21 protein-coding genes are annotated in these 25,892 nt (G+C 71.1%); 17 read left to right on the forward strand and 4 right to left on the reverse strand.

The window, feature by feature from the left end; all coding sequences use genetic code 11:
• The first annotated feature begins 29 nt into the window (after positions 1 to 29).
• Entirely contained in the window at positions 30 to 2,648 is a 2,619-nt protein-coding gene (locus ACIGJO_RS22565; protein ID WP_399960708.1) for a RelA/SpoT family protein, read from the forward strand.
• 118 nt (positions 2,649 to 2,766) lie between these two features.
• Here ACIGJO_RS22565 and ACIGJO_RS22570 read toward each other — a convergent pair whose 3' ends face one another.
• Positions 2,767 to 3,996: a DUF349 domain-containing protein gene (locus tag ACIGJO_RS22570; RefSeq protein ID WP_399960710.1), complete on the reverse strand. Its 1,230-nt coding sequence runs from the start codon at positions 3,994 to 3,996 to the stop codon at positions 2,767 to 2,769.
• Between the two features lie 201 nt (positions 3,997 to 4,197).
• Entirely contained in the window at positions 4,198 to 4,989 is a 792-nt protein-coding gene (locus ACIGJO_RS22575; RefSeq protein ID WP_399960712.1) for a peptidylprolyl isomerase, read from the reverse strand.
• Positions 4,990 to 5,137: 148 nt separating this feature from the next.
• Between ACIGJO_RS22575 and ACIGJO_RS22580 the strand changes: the two genes are divergently transcribed.
• From ACIGJO_RS22580 to ACIGJO_RS22595, 4 genes are all read left to right on the forward strand, one after another.
• A complete protein-coding gene (locus ACIGJO_RS22580) occupies positions 5,138 to 5,824 on the forward strand; it encodes an MBL fold metallo-hydrolase (RefSeq protein ID WP_399960714.1) in 687 nt (228 codons plus the stop codon).
• A 13-nt stretch (positions 5,825 to 5,837) separates the two neighbouring features.
• Positions 5,838 to 7,103 carry a histidine--tRNA ligase gene (hisS, locus tag ACIGJO_RS22585; protein WP_399960716.1) on the forward strand — a complete coding sequence of 422 codons (1,266 nt, stop codon included), beginning with the start codon at positions 5,838 to 5,840 and terminating at the stop codon, positions 7,101 to 7,103.
• A gap of 348 nt (positions 7,104 to 7,451) precedes the next feature.
• Positions 7,452 to 8,087, forward strand: coding sequence for a vitamin K epoxide reductase family protein (locus tag ACIGJO_RS22590; protein WP_399960718.1), 636 nt, complete (start codon positions 7,452 to 7,454; stop codon positions 8,085 to 8,087).
• An 87-nt stretch (positions 8,088 to 8,174) separates the two neighbouring features.
• A complete protein-coding gene (locus ACIGJO_RS22595; RefSeq protein ID WP_399960720.1) occupies positions 8,175 to 9,563 on the forward strand; it encodes a replication-associated recombination protein A in 1,389 nt (462 codons plus the stop codon).
• Here the strand turns inward: ACIGJO_RS22595 and ACIGJO_RS22600 are convergent.
• Entirely contained in the window at positions 9,560 to 10,261 is a 702-nt protein-coding gene (locus ACIGJO_RS22600) for a DUF2470 domain-containing protein (protein ID WP_399960722.1), read from the reverse strand. The two genes, ACIGJO_RS22595 and ACIGJO_RS22600, sit on opposite strands and share 4 nt — an antisense overlap.
• 188 nt (positions 10,262 to 10,449) lie before the next feature.
• On the opposite strand from ACIGJO_RS22600, the gene rpsD reads away from it, so the two are divergent.
• Positions 10,450 to 11,064, forward strand: coding sequence for a 30S ribosomal protein S4 (gene rpsD, locus ACIGJO_RS22605; protein ID WP_003970343.1), 615 nt, complete (start codon positions 10,450 to 10,452; stop codon positions 11,062 to 11,064).
• Positions 11,065 to 11,081: 17 nt separating this feature from the next.
• Here rpsD and ACIGJO_RS22610 read toward each other — a convergent pair whose 3' ends face one another.
• Positions 11,082 to 13,280 (reverse strand): ATP-binding protein, encoded by a 2,199-nt coding sequence (locus tag ACIGJO_RS22610; protein ID WP_399960725.1) that lies wholly within the window; start codon positions 13,278 to 13,280, stop codon positions 11,082 to 11,084.
• 218 nt (positions 13,281 to 13,498) lie between these two features.
• Between ACIGJO_RS22610 and ACIGJO_RS22615 the strand changes: the two genes are divergently transcribed.
• From ACIGJO_RS22615 to ACIGJO_RS22665, 11 genes are all read left to right on the forward strand, one after another.
• Positions 13,499 to 13,954: a DUF948 domain-containing protein gene (locus ACIGJO_RS22615; protein WP_399960727.1), complete on the forward strand. Its 456-nt coding sequence runs from the start codon at positions 13,499 to 13,501 to the stop codon at positions 13,952 to 13,954.
• 7 nt (positions 13,955 to 13,961) lie between these two features.
• Entirely contained in the window at positions 13,962 to 14,294 is a 333-nt protein-coding gene (locus tag ACIGJO_RS22620) for a DUF6167 family protein (RefSeq protein WP_399960729.1), read from the forward strand.
• Positions 14,294 to 16,963, forward strand: coding sequence for an alanine--tRNA ligase (alaS, locus tag ACIGJO_RS22625; protein WP_399960731.1), 2,670 nt, complete (start codon positions 14,294 to 14,296; stop codon positions 16,961 to 16,963). Before ACIGJO_RS22620 ends, alaS begins: the two co-directional genes overlap by 1 nt.
• Positions 16,964 to 16,971: 8 nt before the next feature.
• Entirely contained in the window at positions 16,972 to 17,445 is a 474-nt protein-coding gene (gene ruvX / locus ACIGJO_RS22630) for a Holliday junction resolvase RuvX (RefSeq protein ID WP_329941771.1), read from the forward strand.
• A gap of 98 nt (positions 17,446 to 17,543) precedes the next feature.
• Complete coding sequence (gene mltG, locus ACIGJO_RS22635) at positions 17,544 to 19,382, forward strand: endolytic transglycosylase MltG (protein ID WP_399960733.1); 1,839 nt, start codon at positions 17,544 to 17,546, stop codon at positions 19,380 to 19,382.
• Entirely contained in the window at positions 19,369 to 20,205 is an 837-nt protein-coding gene (locus tag ACIGJO_RS22640) for a shikimate dehydrogenase (protein ID WP_399960735.1), read from the forward strand. The genes mltG and ACIGJO_RS22640 overlap by 14 nt, the downstream gene beginning before the upstream one ends.
• 182 nt (positions 20,206 to 20,387) lie before the next feature.
• Positions 20,388 to 21,572, forward strand: a complete 1,185-nt coding sequence (aroC, locus tag ACIGJO_RS22645) for a chorismate synthase (protein ID WP_399960737.1) — start codon at positions 20,388 to 20,390, stop codon at positions 21,570 to 21,572.
• The gene (gene aroB / locus ACIGJO_RS22650) at positions 21,569 to 23,218 is read left to right on the forward strand and encodes a 3-dehydroquinate synthase (RefSeq protein WP_399960739.1); all 1,650 of its coding nucleotides are present in this window, start codon (positions 21,569 to 21,571) and stop codon (positions 23,216 to 23,218) included. Before aroC ends, aroB begins: the two co-directional genes overlap by 4 nt.
• A complete protein-coding gene (gene aroQ, locus ACIGJO_RS22655; protein WP_399960740.1) occupies positions 23,215 to 23,655 on the forward strand; it encodes a type II 3-dehydroquinate dehydratase in 441 nt (146 codons plus the stop codon). The genes aroB and aroQ overlap by 4 nt, the downstream gene beginning before the upstream one ends.
• Positions 23,656 to 23,786: 131 nt before the next feature.
• Positions 23,787 to 24,686: a Pro-rich N-terminal domain-containing protein gene (locus tag ACIGJO_RS22660; protein ID WP_399960742.1), complete on the forward strand. Its 900-nt coding sequence runs from the start codon at positions 23,787 to 23,789 to the stop codon at positions 24,684 to 24,686.
• Between the two features lie 73 nt (positions 24,687 to 24,759).
• On the forward strand, positions 24,760 to 25,866 hold the full coding sequence (locus ACIGJO_RS22665) for a M24 family metallopeptidase (protein WP_399960744.1): 1,107 nt from the start codon (positions 24,760 to 24,762) through the stop codon (positions 25,864 to 25,866).
• The last annotated feature ends 26 nt before the right edge of the window (positions 25,867 to 25,892 follow it).

The following is a 25,892-nucleotide window of genomic DNA, read 5'->3' on the forward strand; positions in this document are numbered from 1 at the left end:
GGTACCCCGGATCCGCACGAGGAGCACTCTTGCCAGACGAGGCCCAGCCAGCCGCCGCCCCGCAGCCCGAAAAGCCCGCGGCGGCCCCCGCAACGCCCGAGAAGGCCAAGCCCTCGGGTGCGCCGGAGCCCGCGCCGCGCGAGCCGTCCGGCAGCTCCCCGCAGGCCCCCGCTCCCGCCTCCGCCGCTCCCGCGAAGCCCGCCGGGCCCGCACGCCCGGCGAGCCCGGCCCAGGCGTCCGCGAGGCCCGCTGCCGCCCCCGCCGCCCCGGCACCCGCCGAGCCCGCGTCCAAGGCCCCGGCCAGGTCCGCCGCGAAGCCCCCGGCCCCGGCCGGTTCGGCGTCCCGCTCGGGCGGGTCCTCCAACCGCGTCCGGGCCCGCCTCGCCCGACTGGGCGTGCAGCGCTCCAGCCCGTACAACCCGGTCCTCGAACCGCTGCTGCGCACCGTCCGCGGCAATGACCCCAAGATCGAGACCGCCACGCTGCGCCAGATCGAGCGGGCCTACCAGGTCGCCGAACGCTGGCACCGCGGCCAGAAGCGCAAGAGCGGCGACCCGTACATCACGCATCCGCTGGCCGTGACGACGATCCTGGCCGAGCTGGGCATGGATCCGGCCACCCTGATGGCGGGCCTGCTGCACGACACCGTCGAGGACACCGAGTACGGCCTGGACACCCTGCGCCTCGACTTCGGCGACCAGGTCGCTCTGCTCGTCGACGGCGTCACCAAGCTGGACAAGGTCAAGTTCGGCGAGGCCGCGCAGGCCGAGACCGTACGCAAGATGGTCGTGGCCATGGCGAAGGACCCCAGGGTCCTCGTCATCAAGCTGGCCGACCGGCTGCACAACATGCGCACCATGCGCTATCTCAAGCGGGAGAAGCAGGAGAAGAAGGCCCGCGAGACGCTGGAGATCTACGCGCCGCTCGCCCACCGCCTGGGCATGAACACCATCAAGTGGGAGCTGGAGGACCTCGCCTTCGCGATCCTCTACCCCAAGATGTACGACGAGATCGTCCGCCTCGTCGCCGAGCGGGCGCCCAAGCGCGACGAATACCTCGCCATAGTGACCGACGAGGTCCAGTCCGACCTGCGCGCCGCCCGGATCAAGGCCACCGTCACCGGGCGGCCGAAGCATTACTACAGCGTCTACCAGAAGATGATCGTGCGGGGCCGGGACTTCGCCGAGATCTACGACCTGGTGGGCATCAGGGTCCTCGTCGACACGGTCCGCGACTGCTACGCGGCGCTCGGCACCGTCCACGCCCGGTGGAATCCGGTACCGGGACGGTTCAAGGACTACATCGCGATGCCCAAGTTCAACATGTACCAGTCACTGCACACCACGGTGATCGGTCCCAGCGGCAAGCCCGTCGAGCTCCAGATCCGTACGTTCGACATGCACCGCCGCGCCGAGTACGGCATCGCCGCGCACTGGAAGTACAAGCAGGAGGCCGTCGCCGGCGCCTCCAAGGTGCGCACCGACGTCCCCAAGAACACCGGACGCGGCCAGGACACCGTCAACGACATGGCGTGGCTGCGCCAGCTCCTGGACTGGCAGAAGGAGACCGAGGACCCCAGCGAGTTCCTGGAGTCGCTGCGCTTCGACCTCTCCCGCAACGAGGTCTTCGTCTTCACACCCAAGGGCGATGTCATAGCGCTTCCCGCGGGTGCGACACCGGTCGACTTCGCGTACGCCGTCCATACGGAGGTCGGCCACCGGACCATAGGGGCACGGGTCAACGGGCGGCTCGTACCGCTCGAATCCACCCTGGACAACGGTGACCTGGTGGAGGTCTTCACCTCCAAGGCGGCCGGTGCCGGGCCCTCGCGGGACTGGCTGGGCTTCGTCAAGTCGCCCCGCGCCCGCAACAAGATCCGCGCCTGGTTCTCCAAGGAGCGCCGCGACGAGGCGATCGAGCAGGGCAAGGACTCCATCGCCCGTGCGATGCGCAAGCAGAACCTGCCGATCCAGCGCATCCTCACCGGCGACTCCCTGGTCACCCTCGCGCACGAGATGCGCTACCCCGACATCTCGTCGCTGTACGCGGCGATCGGCGAGGGCCATGTCGCCGCCGCGGGCGTCGTGCAGAAGCTCGTGCAGGCACTCGGCGGGGAGGACGCCGCCAACGAGGACCTCGTCGAGAGCGCACCGCCCTCCCGCGGCCGCAGCAAGCGCCGCGCCAACGCCGACCCCGGTGTCGTGGTCAAGGGCGTCGAGGACGTCTGGGTCAAACTGGCCCGCTGCTGCACACCCGTCCCCGGCGACCCGATCATCGGCTTCGTCACCCGCGGCAGCGGCGTCTCCGTGCACCGCGCCGACTGCGTCAACGTCGACTCGCTGTCGCAGCAGCCGGAGCGCATCCTCGAAGTCGAGTGGGCCCCCACCCAGTCCTCGGTCTTCCTGGTCGCCATCCAGGTCGAGGCCCTGGACCGGTCCCGGCTGCTCTCCGACGTCACCCGGGTCCTGTCCGACCAGCACGTCAACATCCTGTCGGCGGCCGTGCAGACCTCCCGCGACCGGGTGGCCACCTCCCGGTTCACCTTCGAGATGGGCGACCCCAAGCACCTGGGACACGTCTTGAAGGCCGTGCGCGGCGTGGAGGGCGTCTACGACGTGTACCGGGTCACCTCCGCCCGCAGGCCGTAGCCCCCCGTCCGGGCCCGGTCCGGTACATCCGGGCCGGCCCGGCACACGGAGAGGGGCTGCTGTACGTGATACGTACAGCAGCCCCTCTCCGTGTGCCGGAGCAACGGTCGGGTCCGGCCTAGCCGCCGAACTCCTCCAGCCCCTTCAGCGCCTGGTCCAGCAGCGCCTGGCGGCCTTCGAGCTCCTTGGACAGCTTGTCCGCACGGGCGTTGTTGCCCGCCGCACGCGCGGTGTCGATCTGCGTGCGGAGCTTGTCCACGGCGTCCTGGAGCTGGCCGGTGAGACCGGCGGCGCGGGCCCGCGCCTCCGGGTTCGTCCGGCGCCACTCGGACTCCTCCGCCTCCTGGAGCGCCCGCTCCACCGCGTGCATCCGGCCCTCGACCTTCGGGCGGGCGTCACGCGGTACGTGGCCGATGGCCTCCCAGCGCTCGTTGACGGCACGGAAAGCGGCCCTGGCCGCCTTCAGGTCCTTCACCGGCACCAGCTTCTCGGCCTCGGCCGCGAGCTCCTCCTTGAGCTTGAGGTTCTCGCCCTGCTCCGCGTCCCGCTCGGCGAACACCTCGCTGCGGGCGGCGAAGAAGACGTCCTGCGCGCCCCGGAAACGGTTCCACAGATCGTCCTCGGACTCGCGCTGCGCACGGCCCGCGGCCTTCCACTCCGTCATCAGGTCGCGGTAACGGGCCGCCGTGGTCACCCAGTCCTGGGAACCCGAGAGCGACTCGGCCTCGGTGACGAGCTTCTCCTTGGCCTTGCGGGCCTCCTCGCGCTGGGCGTCCAGCGAGGCGAAGTGGGCCTTGCGGCGCTTGGAGAAGGCCGAGCGGGCATGCGAGAAGCGGTGCCACAGCTCGTCGTCCGACTTGCGGTCCAGCCGGGGCAGCCCCTTCCAGGTGTCCACCAGCGCCCGCAGCCGCTCGCCGGCGGAGCGCCACTGCTCGCTCTGCGCCAGCTCCTCGGCCTCGGCGACGAGCGCCTCCTTGGCGTGCTTGGCCTCGTCGGTCTGCTTCGCCTTCTGGACCTTGCGCTCCTCGCGCCGCGAGTCGACCGTCGCCACGAGTGCGTCCAGCCGCTTGCGGAGCGCGTCGAGATCGCCGACGGCGTGGTGCTCGTCGACCTGTTGCCGCAAATGCTCGATCGCGGTCGTCGCGTCCTTGGCCGAAAGGTCGGTGGTCTTCACCCGCCGTTCGAGGAGGCCGATCTCGACCACAATGCCGTCGTACTTGCGCTCGAAGTAGGCCAGAGCCTCCTCGGGGGAACCGGCCTGCCACGATCCGACGACCTGCTCGCCATCGGCTGTACGCACGTACACGGTGCCGGTCTCATCGACGCGGCCCCACGGGTCGCTGCTCACAGCGCCTCCTCCACCTGATGCCTGCGAGGGGGTTCGCCCCCCGGGCATCGTCCACAGTTTCCTGGGGCGGGCATCGCCCGCCCTGCACAACGCCAATCTAGGCGACCGGCCGCCCGGCTGTCCGCACTCAGCGCGGCCGAAATTCTCCGGTGCCCCGGGGCCGCCCCGGGGGCGGCCGGGAGAGCCCGGCCGCCCCGCCGGTCAGTCCTTGGCGACGGACGCCTTCTCGATGCTCACGGCCTTCTTCGGCGCACCGTCACCCGCACCGCCCTCGACACCGGCCTCGCCGACCTTCTGGACGGCCTTCAGACCGGCACCGTCGATGGTCCCGAACGGGGTGTAGGTGGGCGGCAGTCTGGTCTCCTTGTAGACCAGGAAGAACTGGCTGCCGCCGGTGTGCGGCTGGCCCGTGTTGGCCATCGCCACCGTGCCCGCGGGGAACGTCACCGTGCCGTCCGCACCGGCCTTGCCGAGCGCGGTCAGGTTCTCGTCCGGAAGCGTGTAGCCGGGGCCGCCGGTGCCGTCGCCCTTGGGGTCGCCGCACTGGAGGACGTAAATGCCCTGTGTGGTCAGCCGGTGACACTTCGTACCGTCGAAGTAGCCCTTGTCGGCGAGCGACTTGAACGAGTTCGCGGTGTGCGGGGTCTTCGCCGCGTCCATCGTGAACGCGATGTCGCCCTGGCTCGTACTGAGCGACATCGTGTACTTCGCCTTTTTGTCGATCTTCATCGCGGGCTCGGGGGCCTCGCTCTCGCTCGCGGAGGGCGAGGCGGACGGGCTCTGGCTCGCGGCGGTGTCGCTCTTGCCGTCCTTGCCGTCACCACTGTCCGCCGCGACGTACGCGCCCACGCCGACCACCGCGGCCACGGCCACCGCGGACGCGGTGATCACGGTGACACGCCTGGTCCTGCGGCGGGCTTCCTCCCGGCGCTGCTGCTGCCGCTCGTACTTCTCCCGGGCGAGCTGCCGCCGCCGCTGATCGCTGCTGACCACCGGTTGATCTCCTTGTACGTCGTGTCATCGGGCCTGGGCTGCCCCGTACGGTATATGGGTTAGCTGTGTAATGAGGAGCGCCGGTAGGCTCTGATCTGCTGCATCCTTCGCTGCGGCCGCTTCCGCCGGACGAACATTAAGGACGATCGTGCTCATTGCCGGGTTCCCCGCCGGGGCCTGGGGGACCAATTGCTACCTGGTCGCCCCCGCCGCAGGCGAGGAGTGCGTGATCATCGACCCGGGCCACCAGGCCGCCCAGGGCGTCGAGGACGCGCTCAAGAAGCATCGGCTCAAGCCCGTCGCCGTCGTGCTCACCCATGGGCACATCGACCATGTCGCCTCGGTCGTCCCGGTGTGCGGCGCCCACGACGTCCCCGCCTGGATCCACCCGGAGGACCGGTACATGATGAGCGACCCGGAGAAGGCCCTCGGCCGCTCCATCGGGATGCCTCTCATGGGCGAGCTGACCGTGGGGGAGCCGGACGACGTCAAGGAGCTCACCGACGGTGCGCTGCTGAAGCTGGCCGGTCTGGAGCTCGGCGTCTCGCACGCGCCCGGCCATACGAAGGGGTCGGTGACGTTCAGGATGCCCGAGGCCGCGGACGTACCGCCGGTCCTCTTCTCGGGCGACCTGCTCTTCGCCGGCTCCGTCGGACGCACCGACCTGCCCGGCGGCGACCACGCCGAGCTGCTCGAATCGCTGGCCCGCGTGTGCCTGCCGCTCGACGACTCGACCGTGGTGCTGTCCGGCCACGGCCCCCAGACGACCATCGGCCGCGAGCGCGCCTCCAATCCGTATCTGCACGGTATGGACGCGCCGCGACGAGGAATGTGACGAGAGACTTTCCGTGAGCACCTTTCAGGCCCCCAAGGGCACGTACGACCTGACCCCGCCGGACTCCGCGAAGTACCTCGCGGTGCGCGAGGCCATCTCCGCGCCCCTGCGCAACTCCGGCTACGGCTACATCGAGACGCCCGGCTTCGAGGACGTGAATCTCTTCGCCCGCGGCGTCGGTGAGTCCACCGACATCGTCACCAAGGAGATGTACACCTTCACCACCAAGGGCGGCTCCGAGCTGGCGCTGCGCCCGGAGGGCACCGCCTCGGTGCTCCGCGCGGCGCTGGAGGCCAACCTCCACAAGGCCGGCAACCTCCCGGTCAAGCTCTGGTACTCCGGCTCGTACTACCGGTACGAGCGCCCCCAGAAGGGCCGCTACCGCCACTTCTCGCAGGTCGGTGCCGAGGCCATCGGCGCCGAGGACCCGGTCCTGGACGCCGAGCTGATCATCCTCGCCGACCAGGCCTACCGCTCGCTGGGCCTGCGTGAGTTCCGCATCCTGCTGAACTCGCTCGGCGACAAGGAGTGCCGCCCCGTCTACCGCGAGGCGCTCCAGGGCTTCCTGCGCGACCTCGACCTCGACGAGGAGACCCGCCGCCGCATCGAGATCAACCCGCTGCGCGTCCTGGACGACAAGCGGGCCGAGGTGCAGAAGCAGCTCGTGGGCGCCCCGAAGCTGCGCGACCACCTGTGCGACGCCTGCAAGGCGTACCACGAGGAGGTGCGCGAACTGCTGAACGCCGCCTCGGTCGTGTACGAGGACGACGAGAAGCTCGTCCGCGGTCTCGACTACTACACCCGCACCACCTTCGAGTTCGTCCACGACGGTCTGGGCTCGCAGTCCGCGGTCGGCGGCGGTGGCCGCTACGACGGCCTGTCCGAGATGATCGGCGGCCCCGCGCTCCCGTCCGTCGGCTGGGCGCTCGGCGTGGACCGTACGGTGCTGGCGCTGGAGGCGGAGGGAATCGAGCTGGACATCCCCGCCACCACCAGCGTGTACGCCGTCCCGCTCGGCGAGGAGGCCCGCCGGACCCTGTTCGGCGTCGTCACCGGACTGCGCAGGGCAGGCATCGCCGCCGACTTCGCGTTCGGCGGCCGGGGTCTGAAGGGCGCGATGAAGAGCGCGAACCGCTCGGGGGCGCGCTTCACGATGGTCGCGGGCGAACGTGACCTGGCGGAGGGCGTCGTGCAGCTCAAGGACATGGAGTCCGGGGAGCAGACCGCCGTACCGCTGGCCGAGGTCGTCGAGGCGGTCCGCGAGCGGCTCGCCCAGTAGCCGAACGCCGTGTGCCCCGGGGGCTGTTGACCCGGGGCGCACGGCGTCCGTGCCCGGTGGCCGCGCGGCGCCGCCTGTCGCGGAGCACGTCAGCGCCCCTCTGTCGTCAACTCGGTGCGCGCGAATTCATACGGTGGGGTGGCGTCGATTTCGCGACGCCACCGGTGATCCGCGTCCGCCGCGTCCGCCGCGAGCCCGCCGGACCGACGGGCGTCCGGCGGAGGCGGGGACCTCCGGCGGTCCGGCGCCTCCTCCCCGAACACCTTTATGTTCATCGAACGGTTGACCTGTGCGGTGGTGCGGCACAATGACCTTGCCCGGCTGGTTACCCATTGATGGAACGGCGATATGACGACTGCAGCGGTAGATCATCCCTCCTCGCACCAGGAAGAGGACGGCGGGAAGAGGACCATCGGCGGCACGCGCGCGTTCGCACTGCTGCTGGTGATCACCGGAGCGGCCGGACTGCTCGCCGCGTGGATCATCACGATCGACAAGTTCAAGCTGCTCGAGGACCCGGGCTTCACGCCCGGCTGCAGCCTCAACCCGGTGGTCGCGTGCGGCAACATCATGAAGAGCGAGCAGGCGGCCGCCTTCGGCTTCCCCAACCCGATGCTCGGGCTCGTCACCTACGCCATGGTGATCTGCATCGGCATGGGACTGCTCGCCGGAGCACGCTTCCGCGGCTGGTTCTGGCTGGGCCTCAACGCCGGCACGCTGTTCGGTGTCGGCTTCTGCACCTGGCTCCAGTACCAGTCGCTCTACAACATCAACTCGCTCTGCCTGTGGTGCTGCCTGGCCTGGGTCGCCACGATCTTCATGTTCTGCTACGTCACCACGCACAACATCAAGAACCGTGTCCTGCCCGCCCCCGCCTGGCTGCGGAACGGGCTGACGGAATTCCACTGGGTGCCGCCGGTGCTCTGGATCGGCATCATCGGCATGCTGATCCTGACCCGCTGGTGGGACTTCTGGACCAGCTGACCGGACACCGCCGGCGCACCGGCAGCGCGGGCCGGACGGGCGGGAGCCCCGGCGGCGCTGTCAGTGCGGTGGCATAGGCTTCGAAACGTGGAGCCCGACCTCTTTACCGCAGCAGCCGAAGACCGCCAGGAGAAGGACCCGTCCAGCAGCCCCCTCGCTGTCCGGATGCGTCCCCGTGTCCTCGACGAGGTCGTCGGCCAGCAGCATCTGCTCAGACCGGGCTCCCCGCTGCGCCGCCTCGTCGGCGAGGGGAGCGGCGGACCCGCCGGCCCGTCCTCGGTGATCCTCTGGGGCCCGCCCGGCACCGGCAAGACGACACTGGCGTACGTGGTCAGCAAGGCCACCAACAAGCGCTTCGTCGAACTCTCCGCGATCACCGCCGGGGTCAAGGAGGTCCGGGCCGTCATCGACGGCGCGCGCCGCGCCACCGGCGGCTTCGGCAAGGAGACCGTCCTCTTCCTCGACGAGATCCACCGCTTCTCCAAGGCCCAGCAGGACTCCCTGCTCCCGGCCGTGGAGAACCGCTGGGTGACCCTCATCGCCGCCACCACCGAGAATCCGTATTTCTCGATCATCTCCCCGCTGCTCTCGCGCTCCCTGCTGCTCACCCTGGAGCCGCTGACCGACGAGGATCTGCGTGCCCTGCTGCGCCGGGCCCTGAGCGACGAGCGCGGGCTCGGCGGCGCGCTGACGCTCCAGGAGGACGCCGAGGCGCATCTGCTGCGCATCGCGGGCGGCGACGCCCGCCGGGCGCTCACCGCGCTGGAGGCCGCCGCCGGTGCGGCGCTCGCCACACACGAACCGGAGATCGGCCTGCGGACGGTCGAGGAGACCGTCGACCGCGCCGCCGTGAAGTACGACCGGGACGGCGACCAGCACTACGACGTGGCCAGTGCCCTCATCAAGTCCATCCGCGGCTCCGACGTGGACGCCGCGCTGCACTATCTGGCGCGGATGATCGAGGCGGGGGAGGACCCCCGGTTCATCGCCCGGCGGCTGATGATCTCGGCCAGCGAGGACATCGGGCTCGCCGACCCGACCGCCCTGCCGACGGCGGTGGCCGCGGCACAGGCCGTGGCGATGATCGGCTTCCCGGAGGCGGCGCTGACCCTCAGCCATGCCACGATCGCGCTGGCCCTGGCCCCCAAGTCCAATGCGGCGACCCTGGCGATCTCCGCCGCCCAGGAGGACGTGCGGAAGGGCCTCGCCGGGCCCGTCCCGGCCCATCTGCGCGACGGCCACTACAAGGGCGCGGCCAAGCTCGGCCACGCCCAGGGGTACATCTACCCGCACGACGTCCCCGGCGGCATCGCCGCCCAGCAGTACGCCCCGGACGCGGTCCGCGACAAGCGGTACTACACGCCCACGCGCTACGGCGCCGAGGCGCGGTACGCGGACGTGGCGGACCGGGTCCGCGAGCGGCTCGGGCGCGGCGGTCCCGAGGCCGGCACGGACGGCCCCCAGGTCACGGCCTAACGGGACGCCGCCTCGAAGAGCGTGTGCATCGCCCGGCGCAGTCCGCCGACGTCCCGCACCGGCTCGGGGAACTCGAAGCGGGCGTCGAAGCACGCGCCCCGGCCCTCGACGAAGCGGATCCGCAGCCCGAAGCGGTCGAGGGCGACCGGTACGGCGGCGGGCCCATGGTCGGAGCAGGTGCGGGCGGTGGGCCCGCCGAGCAGTCCGCACAGTGTCCGCAGCTGTTCGCCGTGGGCCGCGTGCAGGTGCTGGAGCAGTTCCGCCTCGTGGATGGCGAGCGGGTCGGGCGCCGCGTCCCGGAAGTCCTCCTGCCCGACGTCCTCGGCCCCCCAGAGGTCGTCGACGTACGCCTCCCCGAACTCCAGCCGCAGCATCATCCGCCCGGCGTCGGCGAGACCGGGTACGCAGGAGAGCCGGCCGGACACCTGGGCGCGGCCGCGGATGCGGTGCGGGACGGAGACCGGGGCGACATCCGTGATCTCCAGCCGCGCGGTCAGCTCGTCGCCCCGGGCGTGGGTCGCGGCCCGTACGGCGGGGGAATCCGCGGGGAATTCGAGGAACAGATCGCCCTCGGGTCCTACGCTCCGGGTGCCGGGGACGAGCTGCTCGGGGCGGGCCACATCGAGCCCGGGTACGACCAGTACGGCGGAGCAGGTACTCTGTACGAGAGTTCGTGTGCGCTCGGCTGCTGACGGCATCCGAGTGTTTTCAAGCCCGCTGGGACGCGGCTGACCACGATCAGATCGGCCTTCCGTCGTAGCAGCGCCTTCGTGTGCGCTGCCGCTGTCTGTGCTGTCCGTGACGTGAGTGGTGTTCCCAGGGCGAGACATGCGATCTCCTTGAGTAAGGTAAGCCTAACCTAACCTACAACGGAGGTCTGGAGAACGTGCCTAACCAGTCGCGTCCCAAGGTCAAGAAGTCGCGTGCCCTCGGCATCGCCCTGACGCCCAAGGCTGTCAAGTACTTCGAAGCGCGTCCGTACCCGCCGGGCGAGCACGGCCGTGGCCGCAAGCAGAACTCGGACTACAAGGTCCGTCTGCTGGAGAAGCAGCGCCTGCGCGCGCAGTACGACATCAGCGAGCGCCAGATGGCGCGCGCCTACGACCGTGCCAAGAAGGCCGAAGGCAAGACGGGCGAGGCGCTGGTCGTCGAGCTCGAGCGCCGCCTCGACGCCCTGGTCCTGCGTTCGGGCATCGCCCGTACCATCTACCAGGCCCGTCAGATGGTCGTCCACGGTCACATCGAGGTCAACGGTGGCAAGGTCGACAAGCCGTCGTTCCGCGTCCGCCCCGACGACATCGTCCAGGTCCGCGAGCGCAGCCGCTCCAAGGTCCCCTTCCAGGTGGCCCGCGAGGGTGGTTACGACACCGACGGTGAGACCCCGCGCTACCTCCAGGTGAACCTGAAGGCCCTGGCCTTCCGCCTGGACCGGGACCCGAACCGCAAGGAGATCCCGGTGATCTGCGACGAGCAGCTCGTCGTCGAGTACTACGCCCGCTGATCCAGGCGTAGCCGCTCTCACCAGCGCTCCGGCCCGCCCCTCCCTGTTGTACGGGAGGCGGCGGGCCTTCGCGTTTCCCCGGGCACCGGTACGGCGCTCAGCCCGTGCGCGCCCGCCTCCTCCGGGGGCCCGCCGGTCAGCGCCCGGGCCACCGCCGCGTCCGGATCCAGCCGGCGCCCGGTGCACAGCCCCGCCGTGTAGGCGGCGTCCCCGAGTTCCCGGCGCGCGAGCTCCTCGCACTCCGCCTGCGGCCGGCCGTAGTGGACCGAGCCGAACAGGGGCAGTCCCACCGACGGCCAGATCCGCTCCGTCGCCCCCTGCAGCACGGCGGCCTCCGCGGGGTTGCCCTCGACCGCGTTGACCAGGGCCAGCAGCTCCAGGGAGAGGACGGTGCCCAGCAGGTCGTTGAAGGTGTGGCCGATGGACAGGGACTCCCCGAGCATCCGCCGGGCCGGGCCCGTCTCGCCCCGCCGCAGCGCCGCGTAGGCCAGGACGTACAGCGCGTAGGCCAGGGCCCACCGCTCCCCGTGGTCCTCGCAGATCTCCCTGACCTCGTCGCAGAGCGCGGCCGCGCTGTCCAGATCGCCGCGGAAGGCCACCGCCATGGCCAGTTCGACCTGGGCCATCAGCACATTGCTGTTCAGCTCACCGATCTCCCGGTACCGGCCGAGCGCGTCGCGCAGCAGTTCCTCGGCGCGCGGCATGTCGTCCGTGACGATCGCCAGACAGCCGGTCCGGTGCACCGCGTAGGCCATGGCCGTGGCGTCGTCGCTCCGTTCGGCCTCCTCCCGGCACTCGTGCAGCGCCGAGACCGCGCCGATCGCGTCCCCCTGGAGAACCGCCACGTGGCCCAGGACCCACAGCGCCTTGAGCCGGGAGGGATCATGTGCCGCCTCGCCCTCCAGCACATGATCCAGCCAGTGCCTGCCCTCCGAGAGGCGGCCGCAGCCCACCCAGTAGAACCAGAGCGTGCCCACCAGGTACTGGGCCAGATGGACCTCCTCCGGGCTCTCCATCGAATACTCCATGGCCCGGCGGAGGTTGGGCAGCTCACTGTCGATACGGACCGCCACCTCGGCCTGCCGGGGGCTGAACCAGTCCAGCTCGCACCAGGTCACCAGGCCCAGGAACCAGTCCCGGTGCCTGCGCCGCAGCCGCCGGGTGTCACCGGTGGCCGCCAGCCACTCGGCGCCGTACTCGCGCACCGTGTCCAGCAGCCGGTAGCGGGTGCCCGCCGGGGAGTCCTCCCGCAGGACCACCGACTGCGCGAGCAGCTCGTCCAGGACGTCCAGCACCGAGTCGGCGGGCAGGTCGGGGCCGGCGCAGATGTACTCGGCGGCCTCCAGGTCGAACTGCCCGGCGAACACCGAGAGCCGGGCCCACAGCAGCCGCTGTTCGGGGGCGCACAGCTCGTGGCTCCAGCCGATGGCCGTACGCAGCGTCTGATGGCGGGCCGGCGCGCAGCGGCTGCCGCCGGTCAGCAGCCGGAACCGGTCGTCCAGGCGCACCAGCACCTGATCGACGGAGAGCGCCCGCAGCCGCCCGGCGGCCAGCTCCAGGGCGAGCGGAATCCCGTCGAGCCGGCGGCAGAGCTCCCGTGCGGCCGCCGCCTCCCCGTCCGTCGGCCGGAACCCGGGCCGTACGGCACGGGCCCGTTCCGTGAACAGCTCCACCGCGTCCTCGTCGTTCATCGGCGCGAGCGGGAACGTCAGTTCACCGTCCAGCTGGAGCGGGCGGCGGCCGGCCGCGAGCACCTGGAGCCCCGGGGCCCGGCGGAGCAGTTCCCGTACGAGTGAGGCACAGGCGTCGATGAGGTGCTCGAAGCCGTCGATCACCAGAAGCGTCCGGCGGGGGGCCAGATGCTCGACGAGGGTGGCCCGGGGCGGTCTGCCGGTGTGATCGGTGAGGCCCAGCGCGTCGATGAGGGCGTGTTCCAGCAGCCCGGGGTCATGGATGGCGGACAGCTCGGCGATCCAGACACCGTCGCAGTACCGTTTCTTCAGCAGGGCGGCGACCCGGGTGGCACACCGGGTCTTCCCGGCCCCGGCCACCCCCGCGATGGTGACGAGCCTGGACTCCTCCAGGAGCCGGCACAGTTCGGCGACCTCGGCGTCGCGGCCCACGAATCTGTTCAGATCCGCCGGCAGGTTCCCGCGTGCGTCGGGGTGGGGCCCGGGTTCGTCGGAGGTGGCGAAGTGGCGCTGGAGGCGTCGCATAAGACACGCAGAGTACTGGCTTGAAAGCTCTCCGTACAATCTCTCCAGGCCAACTCCCCGCCCCGCACAGTTATGCGGTACGGGTGGTGACGCCCGGCGCGATAGGGTCGTGGGACGACGATTGGCCGCGCTGACAGCGGCCGGGCGTCGGATGCGGAGACAAGTCCCGACAGGGGCGAGCGACAAGCAGAGAGCGGTGCACTGTGTCCGGTGGAGAGGTGGCCGGGATCCTGGTGGCCGTCTTCTGGGCGATCCTGGTTTCGTTCCTCGCCGTGGTGCTGGTGAGGCTGGCCCAGACGCTCAGGGCGACCACGAGACTCGTGGCGGACGTGACCGAACAGGCCGTCCCGCTGCTCGCCGACGCCTCCGCGACCGTGCGCTCCGCGCAGACCCAGCTCGACAAGGTCGACGCCATCGCGACGGACGTCCAGGAGGTCACCTCCAACGCCTCCGCGCTCTCCACCACCGTCGCGTCGACCTTCGGCGGACCGCTCGTGAAGGTCGCCGCGTTCGGCTACGGCGTACGGCAGGCGATCGGCCGCAGGACGGCCGGCGAGCCGGAGCCGGAGCGGGAGCGCGGGCGCTCCCGTCGCACGGTGATCGTCGGCCGCACCGTGCCGTCCGCGCGGGCCAGGAAGCGGAACGGCCGAAGCTCCCGCGGACAGAAGGACTGACGCTGCGATGTTCCGCCGTACGTTCTGGTTCACCGCCGGCGCAGCCGCCGGTGTCTGGGCCACCACCAAGGTCAACCGGAAGCTCAAGCAGCTGACACCCGAGAGCCTCGCGGCGCAGGCCGCCGACAAGGCGATCGAGACCGGCCACAAGCTCAAGGACTTCGCCCTCGACGTGCGCGACGGCATGGTCCGCCGCGAAGCCGAACTGGGCGGCGCCCTGGGCCTGGACGCGCCGGTCGACCCCGAACTCCCCGTCCGGCGGCACTACGCGGTCGAGTCCGCCGAACCCGTTTACCGCAAGCTCCCCTACAACTCGTACAACCGGAATGAGGACCACTGATGGAGTCGGCTGAAATTCGCCGCCGCTGGCTGAGCTTCTTCGAGGAGCGCGGTCACGCCGTTGTCCCTTCGGCGTCGCTCATCGCGGACGACCCGACTCTGCTGCTCGTCCCCGCGGGCATGGTCCCCTTCAAGCCGTACTTCCTCGGCGAGGTCAAGCCGCCCGCCCCGCGCGTGACCAGCGTGCAGAAGTGTGTCCGTACCCCGGACATCGAAGAGGTCGGCAAGACCACCCGGCACGGCACGTTCTTCCAGATGTGCGGCAACTTCTCCTTCGGGGACTACTTCAAGGAAGGCGCCATCAGCTACGCCTGGGAGGCTCTGACGAGCCCCGTGGCGGAGGGCGGCTTCGGTCTCGACCCCGAGCGGCTGTGGATCACGGTCTATCTGGACGACGACGAGGCCGAGCAGATCTGGCGCGACAAGATCGGCGTGCCGGCCGAGCGCATCCAGCGCCTCGGCAAGAAGGACAACTTCTGGTCGATGGGCGTCCCGGGCCCCTGCGGCCCCTGCTCCGAGATCAACTACGACCGCGGCCCCGAGTTCGGCGTCGAGGGCGGCCCGGCCGTCAACGACGAGCGGTACGTGGAGATCTGGAACCTGGTCTTCATGCAGTACGAGCGGGGCGCCGGTGACGGCAAGGAGGACTTCCCGATCCTCGGCGACCTGCCGTCGAAGAACATCGACACGGGTCTCGGCCTCGAACGCCTCGCCATGATCCTTCAGGGCGTACAGAACATGTACGAGACCGACACCCTGCGCGTGGTCATGGACAGGGCCACCGAGCTGACCGGCGTGCGCTACGGGGCCGAGCCGGGCACCGACGTCTCGCTGCGCGTGGTCGCCGACCACATCCGTACCTCCGTGATGCTCATCGGCGACGGTGTCACCCCCGGCAACGAGGGCCGCGGCTATGTGCTGCGCCGCATCATGCGCCGCGCCATCCGCAACATGAGGCTGATGGGCGCCTCCGGCTCGGTCGCGGGCGAGCTGGTCGACGTCGTGATCAACACCATGGGGCTCCAGTACCCGGAGCTGATCACCGACCGCAAGCGCATCGAGACGGTCGCCCTCGCCGAGGAGGCCGCCTTCCTCAAGGCCCTCAAGGGCGGCACCAACATCCTTGAGACCGCCGTCACCGAGACCAGGGCCGCCGGTGGCCGGGTGCTGGCCGGCGACAAGGCGTTCCTGCTCCACGACACCTGGGGCTTCCCGATCGACCTCACCCTGGAGATGGCCGCCGAGCAGGGGCTCTCCGTGGACGAGGACGGCTTCCGCCGCCTCATGCAGGAGCAGCGGGACAAGGCCAAGGCCGACGCCCGCGCCAAGAAGACCGGTCACGCCGACCTGTCCGCCTACCGCGAGGTGGCCGACAGCTCCGGCGCCACCGATTTCACCGGCTACGTCAGCACCGAGGGGGAGTCGACCATCGTCGGCCTCCTCGTCGACGGTGTGCCCTCGCCCGCGGCCACCGAGGGCGACGAGGTCGAGGTCGTCCTCGACCGCACCCCCTTCTACGCCGAGGGCGGCGGCCAGCTCGCCGACCAGGGCCGGATCCGGCTGGACACGGGCGCCGTCATCAAGGTCCGCGACGTCCAGAAGCCGGTCCCCGGCGTGCATGTGCACAAGGGAGTCGTCCAGGTCGGCGAGGTGACCGTGGGGGCCTCCGCCTACGCCGCCATCGACAACACCCGCCGCCGCGCCATCGCCCGCGCCCACAGCGCCACGCACCTCACGCACCAGGCGCTGCGCGACGCCCTGGGCCCGACGGCCGCCCAGGCCGGTTCGGAGAACTCGCCGGGCCGCTTCCGCTTCGACTTCGGTTCGCCCGCCGCCGTACCCGGCACGGTCCTGACCGATGTCGAGCAGCGGATCAACGAGGTGCTCTCCCGCGAACTGGACGTCCAGGCCGAGGTCATGTCCATCGACGAGGCCAAGAAGCAGGGTGCCATCGCCGAGTTCGGCGAGAAGTACGGCGAGCGCGTCCGGGTCGTCACCATCGGGGACTTCTCCAAGGAGCTGTGCGGCGGTACGCACGTCCACAACACCGCCCAGCTGGGCCTGGTGAAGCTGCTCGGCGAGTCGTCCATCGGCTCCGGCGTGCGCCGTATCGAGGCCCTCGTCGGCGTCGACGCGTACAACTTCCTCGCCAGGGAGCACACGGTCGTCGCCCAGCTCCAGGAGCTGGTCAAGGGCCGCGCCGAGGAGCTGCCCGAGAAGATCTCCTCGATGCTCGGCAAGCTGAAGGACGCCGAGAAGGAGATCGAGAGGTTCCGCGCGGAGAAGGTCCTCCAGGCCGCCGCCGGACTCGTCGAGTCCGCCCAGGACGTACGTGGCGTCGCCCTGGTCACCGGCCAGGTGCCGGACGGGACGTCGGCCGACGATCTGCGCAAGCTCGTCCTGGACGTCCGGGGCCGCATCCAGGGCGGCCGTCCGGCCGTCGTGGCCCTGTTCACCACCGCCAACGGCCGCCCGCTGACGGTCATCGCCACCAACGAGGCCGCCCGCGAGCGCGGTCTCAAGGCCGGCGACCTCGTCCGTACGGCCGCCAAGACCCTCGGTGGCGGTGGCGGCGGCAAGCCGGACGTCGCCCAGGGCGGCGGTACGAACCCGGACGCCATCGGTGACGCCGTCGCCGCTGTCGAACGCCTCGTCACAGAAACGGCGTGACGCCCGAAATGACGCAGATGCGCCGTGGACGCCGGCTCGCCGTCGACGTCGGGGACGCCCGGATCGGGGTCGCCTCGTGCGACCCCGACGGGATTCTCGCCACGCCGGTGGAGACCGTGCCGGGACGTGATGTCCCGGCCGCCCACCGGCGGCTCGGGCAGATCGTCGAGGAGTACGAGCCGATCGAGGTCATCATCGGTCTGCCGCGCTCCCTCGGCGGTGGCGAGGGCCCCGCGGCAGCCAAGGTCCGGGCCTTCGCCCAGGTGTTCGCCCGCGCGGTCGCACCCGTTCCGGTGCGCCTCGTGGACGAGAGGATGACCACAGTGACGGCGAGTCAGGGACTGCGCGCCTCGGGCGTGAAGTCCAAGAAGGGCCGGTCTGTCATCGACCAGGCTGCCGCTGTGGTGATCCTTCAGAACGCTCTGGAGTCCGAACGGGCGTCAGGCAATCCTCCTGGCGAGGGCGTCGAAGTGGTTGTCTGATCGCGATACGGTAACGTTCCGCGCGATGCGGCGGTGTTCGAACAAACCGCACAGCGAAGCGAAGAGACGGAGCGTCGTCTCGCGGCTCTAGGGGATCGATGACTGAGTATGGCCGGGGCCCCGGCTCCGAACCGTGGCATCCCGAGGACCCGTTGTACGGGGGCCAGGGATGGGGAGGCCAGGAGGCCGCCCACGGCCAGAGCCAGTACGGCGGCCAGCAGCAGCCCTATCCGCAGGACCCGTACGCCCAGCAGCAGCCGCACCAGCCGTACCAGCAGCAGCAGCCGTACCAGCAGCATCCGGAACAGCAGCAGCAGCCGTACCAGCAGCATCCGGAACAGCAGCAGCCGCAGCAGCACCAGCAGTACGCCGCGCAGCAGGATCCGTACGCGCAGCAGCCGCACCAGCCCCAGGCGCCCCAGCAGCCGCAGCACCAGCAGCAGCCGCAGTACAACGGCGGCTGGGACACCGGCCAGCAGGCCGCGATGCCGTACGGGGCCCAGCCCCAGGACCCGTACCAGCAGCAGCCCGGCGGCTACGGCGAGTCCCAGGACTACTACGGCACCCCCGAGGCGTATCCGCCGCCGCAGCCCCCGGGCCGGCGCGAGGCCGTGCCCGAGCAGCAGCAGTCGCCCGACTGGGACCCGGACGCCCCGCAGGAGGAGACGCATCCGTTCTTCACCGGCGAGGACGAGCCCGGCGCCCGTGACGGCCGGGAAGCGTCCGACGACCGGGGCTCGCGTGATGGCCGGGGCTCCGGCGACGACGATGACGAGTACGAGGACGACCCCCGCGAGTCGCGGCGCGCCGGAGGCCGGGGCGGCCGCGGCGGGAGCGAACGCCGCGGCAAGGGCAAGAAGAAGAACCGCAGCGGCTGTGCCTGTCTGGTCGTCTCCGCCGTTCTGATCGGCGGCCTCGGGGGCGTGGGCTACGTCGGCTACTCCTTCTGGCAGAAGCAGTTCGGCGAGGCACCGGACTTCGCGGGCAGCGGCAGCGGTTCGGTCGAGGTGGAGATCCCCAAGGGAGCCCTCGGCTACGACATCGCGAACATCCTGAAGAAGAAGGGCGTCATCAAGTCCGTCGACGCCTTCGTCTCGGCCCAGAACGGAAACCCCAAGGGGAAGTCCATCCAGGCGGGCGTCTATCTCCTGAAGAACGAGATGTCGGCCAGCAGCGCGCTGGAACTGATGCTGGACCCGAAGAGCCAGAACGCTCTGGTCATCCCCGAGGGCACCCGCAACGCCAGGGTCTACGAGATGATCGACGAGCGGCTCGGCCTGAAGGAGGGCTCGACCGCCGATGTCGCGAAGACGAAGGCGGAGAGTCTCGGGCTGCCGGACTGGGTCGATGACGACCCGGACATCAAGGATCCGCTGGAGGGCTTCCTCTTCCCGGCCGCCTACCCGGTCGCCAAGGGGACGAAGCCCGAGGACGCGCTGAAGAGGATGGTCAAGCGGGCCAACGAGGAGTATGAAGAGCTCGACCTCGAAGGCGCCGCGAAGAAGTACAAGCTGGACGACCCGTGGCAGGTGCTCACCGTCGCCAGCATGGTCCAGGCGGAGGGCCTCACGCACGAGGACTTCCGCAAGATGGCCGAAGTCGTCTACAACCGCCTGGAGCCGGGCAATGTGGTGTCGAACGGAAAGATCGAGTTCGATTCCGCGTTCAATTACCTCAAGAAGCAGAGCAAGATCAAGATTACGTCGAAGGAGATCCGGACCAATCCGGATCCCTACAACACCTACTACCACGCGGGTCTGCCGCCCGGCCCCATCAGCAACCCCGGGGACGAAGCCCTGCGCGCGACGCTGAGTCCCACTTCCAACGGGTGGATGTTCTTCATCTCGCTCGACGGCAAGAAGACCCAGTTCACCAAGACGGCCGCGGAGCACGAGAAGCTCAACGACAAGTTCAAGGAACTGCATGGCCTCGGCTGACGGGCGCCACCGGGCCGCCGTACTCGGCTCACCGATCGCCCACTCGCTCTCTCCCGCCCTGCACCGGGCGGCGTACACGGAACTCGGCCTGGAGAACTGGTCCTACGACCGCTTCGAGGTCGACGAGGCGGGGCTGCCCGGGTTCATCGAGGGGCTGGACTCCTCCTGGGCCGGGCTCTCGCTGACCATGCCGCTCAAGCGGGCGGTCATCCCCCTGCTGGACTCCGTCAGTGACACGGCGTCCTCGGTCGAGGCGGTCAACACGGTCGTGTTCACCCAGGACGGCCGCCGCGTCGGCGACAACACCGACATCCCTGGCATGATCGCGGCGCTGCGTGAGCGCGGTGTCGAGAAGGTCGGGTCGGCGGCCGTCCTGGGCGCCGGAGCCACCGCCTCCTCGGCCCTCGCCGCGCTCGCCGTGATCTGCGCCGGGCCGGTCACCGCCTTCGTGCGCAGCCGCGAGCGCGGAGCCGAGATGCGCGCCTGGGGCGAGCGCCTCGGCGTCGACGTCAGGATCGCCGACTGGGCGGAAGGCGCGCGGGCGCTGCGCGAGCCGCTGGTCATCGCCACCACCCCGACGGGCACCACGGACGGCCTCGCCACCGCCGTACCGGAGGCGCCGGGCACCCTGTTCGATGTGCTGTACGAGCCCTGGCCGACCGCTCTCGCCTCCGCGTGGACCGCCCGTGCGGGCGCGGTCATCGGAGGTCTGGATCTCCTGGTGCACCAGGCGGTGCTCCAGGTCGAGCAGATGACCGGCCACGCTCCGGGGCCTCTCGCCGCCATGCGGAGCGCCGGGGAAGCGGCGCTCGCGGCCCGCTGACCGAGCCGTGCGGGGAGTCCGCCCGGCTTCCGGCAGGCTCCCCGCGGGGCGGCCGGAACGTCCGTCTGCTGGACCGGCGGCCGGTTCGCCGCCCCGGTCGTGGGAGGATCGGGGGCGGCGGGCCAGGGCCGCGCACCCGGTCGCGCCGCCGCAGTTTCAGGGCGCGAGCATGAGGAGCACCGTTGAGCAGGTTGCGCTGGCTGACCGCAGGGGAGTCGCACGGCCCCGCACTGGTGGCGACGCTGGAGGGTCTTCCCGCCGGTGTGCCGATCACCACGGAGATGGTGGCGGACGCGCTCGCCCGCAGACGCCTGGGCTACGGCCGCGGCGCGCGGATGAAGTTCGAGAAGGACGAGGTCACCTTCCTCGGCGGGGTCCGGCACGGGCTCACGATGGGGTCCCCGGTCGCCGTGATGGTCGGCAACACCGAGTGGCCCAAGTGGGAGCAGGTCATGTCGGCCGACCCGGTCGACCCCGACGAGCTGGCCGCGCTGGCCCGCAACGCCCCGCTGACCCGTCCCCGCCCCGGCCACGCGGACCTCGCCGGGATGCAGAAGTACGGCTTCGACGAGGCCCGGCCGGTCCTCGAGCGCGCCAGTGCCCGGGAGACCGCGGCCCGGGTCGCGCTCGGCGCGGTCGCCCGGTCGTACCTCAAGGAGACCGCGGGCATCGAGATCGTCAGCCATGTGGTCGAGCTGGCCGCGGCCAAGGCGCCCTACGGGCTCTACCCGCGCCCCTCCGACGTGGACAAGCTCGACGCCGACCCCGTGCGCTGCCTGGACGCCGACGCGTCCAAGGCGATGGTCGCCGAGATCGACCAGGCCCACAAGGACGGCGACACGCTGGGCGGCGTCGTCGAGGTGCTCGCGTACGGGGTCCCCGTCGGCCTCGGCTCGCACGTGCACTGGGACCGCCGGCTCGACGCCCGGCTCGCCGCGGCGCTCATGGGCATCCAGGCCATCAAGGGCGTCGAGGTCGGCGACGGCTTCGACCTCGCGCGGGTGCCCGGCTCCCGGGCGCACGACGAGATCCTGGCCACCGCGGACGGCATCAAGCGCGCCTCCGGCCGCTCCGGTGGCACCGAGGGCGGTCTGACCACCGGCGAGCTGCTGCGGGTCCGCGCCGCGATGAAGCCCATCGCGACCGTCCCCCGCGCGCTCGCCACGGTCGATGTGGTCACCGGCGAGGCGGCCAAGGCGCACCACCAGCGCTCCGATGTCTGTGCCGTCCCGGCCGCCGGGATCGTCGCCGAGGCGATGGTCGCGCTGGTCCTGGCCGACGCGGTCGCGGAGAAGTTCGGCGGCGACAGCGTCCCCGAGACCCACCGCAATGTGCAGTCGTACCTCGACCACCTGCAGATCCGATGAGCGGCCCACTGGTCGTCCTCGTCGGCCCGATGGGCGTCGGCAAGTCCACGGTCGGTGAACTGCTCGCCGAACGGCTCGGCACCGCCTACCGGGACACCGACGCGGACATCGTGGCGGGAGCGGGCAAGCCGATCTCCGAGATCTTCTACGACGAGGGCGAGGAGCACTTCCGCGCGCTGGAGCGGGAGGCCGTGCACACGGCACTCGCCGGGCACGCCGGTGTCCTCTCCCTCGGCGGCGGCGCCGTCCTCGACGCGACGACCCGCGAACTGCTCGCGGACCACACCGTCGTCTATCTCTCGATGGACGTGGACGAGGCGGTCAGGCGCGTCGGGCTGAACACCGCGCGCCCGCTGCTGGCGGTCAACCCGCGCCGCCAGTGGCGCGAGCTGATGGACGCCCGCCGCCACCTGTACGAAGAGGTCGCGAGCACCGTCGTCGCCACCGACGAACGCACGCCCGAAGAGGTCGCCCTGGCGATCATCGACGCCCTGGAACTGCCGGAGCGCGCGGGCGAGGAGTCCGCACCCTCCGGAGTGGAGAACACACGCATGACGCAGCAGAGCCCCACCCGCATCCAGGTCGCCGGTACGGCGGGCTCCGACCCGTACGAGGTACTGGTCGGCCGGCAGCTTCTGGGTGAACTGCCCCAGCTCATCGGCGACCGCGCCAAGCGCGTCGCGGTCCTGCACCCCGAGGCGCTCGCCGAGACGGGTGAGGCGGTCCGGCAGGACCTCGCGGGCCAGGGCTACGAGGCCATCGCGATCCAGCTGCCGAACGCCGAGGAGGCCAAGACCGTCGAGGTCGCCGCCTACTGCTGGAAGGCGCTCGGCCAGACCGGCTTCACCCGCACCGACGTCATCGTCGGCGTCGGCGGCGGCGCGACCACCGATGTGGCCGGTTTCGTCGCCGCCAGCTGGCTGCGCGGAGTGCGCTGGATCGCCGTGCCCACCACCGTGCTCGGCATGGTCGACGCGGCCGTCGGCGGCAAGACCGGCATCAACACCGCCGAGGGCAAGAACCTCGTCGGCGCGTTCCACCCGCCGGCCGGCGTCCTGTGCGACCTCGCCGCGCTCGACTCGCTGCCGGTCAACGACTACGTCTCCGGCATGGCCGAGATCATCAAGGCCGGGTTCATCGCCGACCCGGCCATCCTCGACCTCGTCGAGGCCGACCCCGAGGGCGCCCGTACACCGTCGGGCCCGCACACCGCCGAGCTGATCGAGCGCTCCATCCGGGTCAAGGCCGAGGTCGTCTCCAGCGACCTCAAGGAGTCCGGACTCCGCGAGATCCTCAACTACGGCCACACCCTGGCCCACGCGATCGAGAAGAACGAGCGCTACAAGTGGCGCCACGGCGCGGCCGTCTCGGTCGGTCTGGTCTTCGCCGCCGAGCTGGGCCGCCTCGCCGGCCGTCTCGACGACGCCACGGCCGACCGGCACCGCACCGTGCTGGAGTCGGTCGGACTGCCGCTCACCTACCGAGGTGACCAGTGGCCCCGGCTGCTGGAGAACATGAAGGTCGACAAGAAGTCGCGCGGCGACCTGCTGCGCTTCATCGTCCTGGACGGCCTGGGCAAGCCCACCGTCATGGAGGGCCCGGACCCGGCCGTTCTCCTCGCCGCCTACGGGGAGGTCTCCGCGTGACCCGCAGGGTCTTCGTGCTCAACGGCCCCAACCTCGGCCGGCTCGGCTCCCGCGAACCCGACGTGTACGGCGCCACCTCCTACGCCGGACTCGTCGACACCTGCCGGAAACTCGGCGAGGAGCTCGGCTTCGACGTCGACGTCCGGGAGACGAATGACGAGGGCGAGCTGATCCGCTGGCTCCACGAGGCTGCGGACGGTTCGGTTCCGGTCGTTCTCAACCCGGGTGCCTTCACCCATTACTCGTACGGAATGCGGGACGCGGCGGCCCAGCGCACCGCCCCGCTGATCGAGGTGCACATCTCGAATCCGTACGCGCGGGAGGAGTTCCGCCACACCTCGGTGGTCGCGCCCGTGGCCACCGGGACCGTGGCCGGTTTCGGCATCGGTTCCTACCGGCTCGCCCTGCGGGCCCTGGCCGACGAACTGACGGACTGACACCCGTCTCATCCGGGCGTCGCCGACGGGCACTTCGGACGTTCCCGGGCCGTTCACCCAGTGACGGCCCGGGAAGGTACGGTGGCCGTCCGATCAGCGCCAGTTGCCTGTACGAGACGGAGTGGCACCGGATGCAGCACGCAGTGGGGGCCCCGCTGCCGCCGCCCCAAGGATCCGGAAACGGACCTGCCGGCTGGACGCACCAGGCCCAGCACCCCGGCCACCCCGGCCGGCCCGTTCCACCGGGACCGCCGCCGATACCCCCGCCGCCCGGCCACGGCCCGGGGCAGGGTGTGCCGGGCCCGGCCCCGCAGCACCACGCCCCCGCCCCACCGCATGCCCCGGCCCCGCCGCACGCTCCCGCGCCGCAGCACGCGCCGTCCCCCGTTCCCCGGGAGACCACCGGTCACATCCAGCTGCCCCCCGGCGGCCCCGTGGCGCTGCCCACGCCCCCCGCCGGGCCCGGCACCGGCGCGGCGACGCTCGCCGTGCTGCTGATCGGCCCCGCGGGCGCCGGAAAGACCACCGTCGCCAAGCTCTGGGCCGCCCGCCGCCGCGTCCCCACGGCGCATGTCTCGCTCGACGACGTACGGGAATGGGTCTGCTCCGGCTTCGCCGATCCGCAGGCCGGCTGGAACGACCACTCCGAGGCGCAGTACCGCCTCGCCCGCCGTACCTGTGGGTTCGCCGCCCGCAATTTCCTCGCCAACGGCATCTCCTGCATCCTCGACGACGCGGTCTTCCCCGACCGGCCGGTCGTCGGTCTCGGCGGCTGGAAGCGCCATGTCGGCCCCGGGCTGCTCCCCGTCGTCCTGCTCCCCGGGCTGGAGATCGTCCTGGAGCGCAACGCCGCCCGCAGTGGCAACCGGCGCCTGTCCGACGAGGAGGTCGCCCGGATCCACGGCCGGATGGCCGGATGGTACGGCTCGGGCCTGCCGATCATCGACAACTCCACGTACGACGTGGAGACCACTGCCCGGGTCCTGGACGACGTGCTGGCCCGTTCCCTCGCCAGCCCGCCCGCCTGGTAGGGCGCCGGTGATCCGCCCCCCGGTCGGATGCGCTGACCGGGCGAAGCTCCGCCCCCGCTCGTACGCTCGGGGCATGTCAGAGGTGTACGCCGTCCGACGCGGGCTGCTCCGCGACCGGTGCGCCGCCGTCGGATCCGCGGCAGCCCTGGTCTCCCGCCCCGCCAATGTCCGCTACCTCGCGGGCGGAGCCCCTCCCGGCGCCGTGCTGCTGCTCGGCCCCGGCGAGGACGTACTGCTCTGCCCCCGCGCCCCGGCGAACGACCCCTCCCACGGGCGGCCCGACGAAGAGCTCCGGCTGTCCGTGCTGCCCACGCCCGACGGCGACCCGGTCGTCGCCGCCGCCGACCTGGCCGTGTCCACGGGCGCGGAGTCCCTCGCTGTGGAGGAGCACGACCTGACGGTCTCCCGGCACCGGGCCATGGGCTCGGTCGCCCCGAGGCTGCACCTGGCCGATCTGGGTTTCACGGTGGAGCAGCTGCGCGTCGTCAAGGACGAGGAGGAGATCGCCTGCCTGCGGATCGCCGCCGAGATCACCGACCAGGCCCTGGGCGAACTCCTCGAATCGATCCTGGTGGGCCGCACCGAGCGTCACCTCGCCCTGGAGCTGGAGCGGCGGCTGGTCGATCACGGCGCGGACGGCGCGGCCTTCGAGACCTCCGTCGCCACCGGCCCGAACTCCGGCCAGGGGCGTCACCGGCCCTCGGACCGCCGGGTCGAGGAAGGCGATTTCCTCTCCGTCTGCCTGGGCGCGAGCTATCGCGGCTACCGGTGCGAGATCGGCCGCACCTTCGTCATCGGCACCAGTCCGGCGGACTGGCAGATCGAGCTGTACGACCTTGTTTTCGCCGCTCAGCGGGCCGGAAGGGAAGCCCTGGTCCCGGGAGCCGCCTACCGCGACGTGGACCACGCGTCGCGTCATCTGCTGGACCGCGCGGGCCATGGAGAGGGCCTCGTGCCATGGACCGGGCACGGGGTGGGGCTCGAAATCGACGAGGACCCGCAATTGGCACCGACGGCCATGGGTAAACTGGACGCTTGTGTGCCGGTCACCGTCGAACCGGGGGTCCACCTCCCGGGCCGGGGCGGTGTCCGGATCGATGACACGCTCGTCGTGCGCCCCGAGGCGGACGGCGGACCCGAGCTACTCACCATTACGACCAAGGAGCTGCTCGCGCTCTAGCGCGCATCCTTGGCCGTTCCACCAGC

Source organism: Streptomyces sp. NPDC079020, assembly GCF_044542225.1.
Classification (GTDB): domain Bacteria; phylum Actinomycetota; class Actinomycetes; order Streptomycetales; family Streptomycetaceae; genus Streptomyces.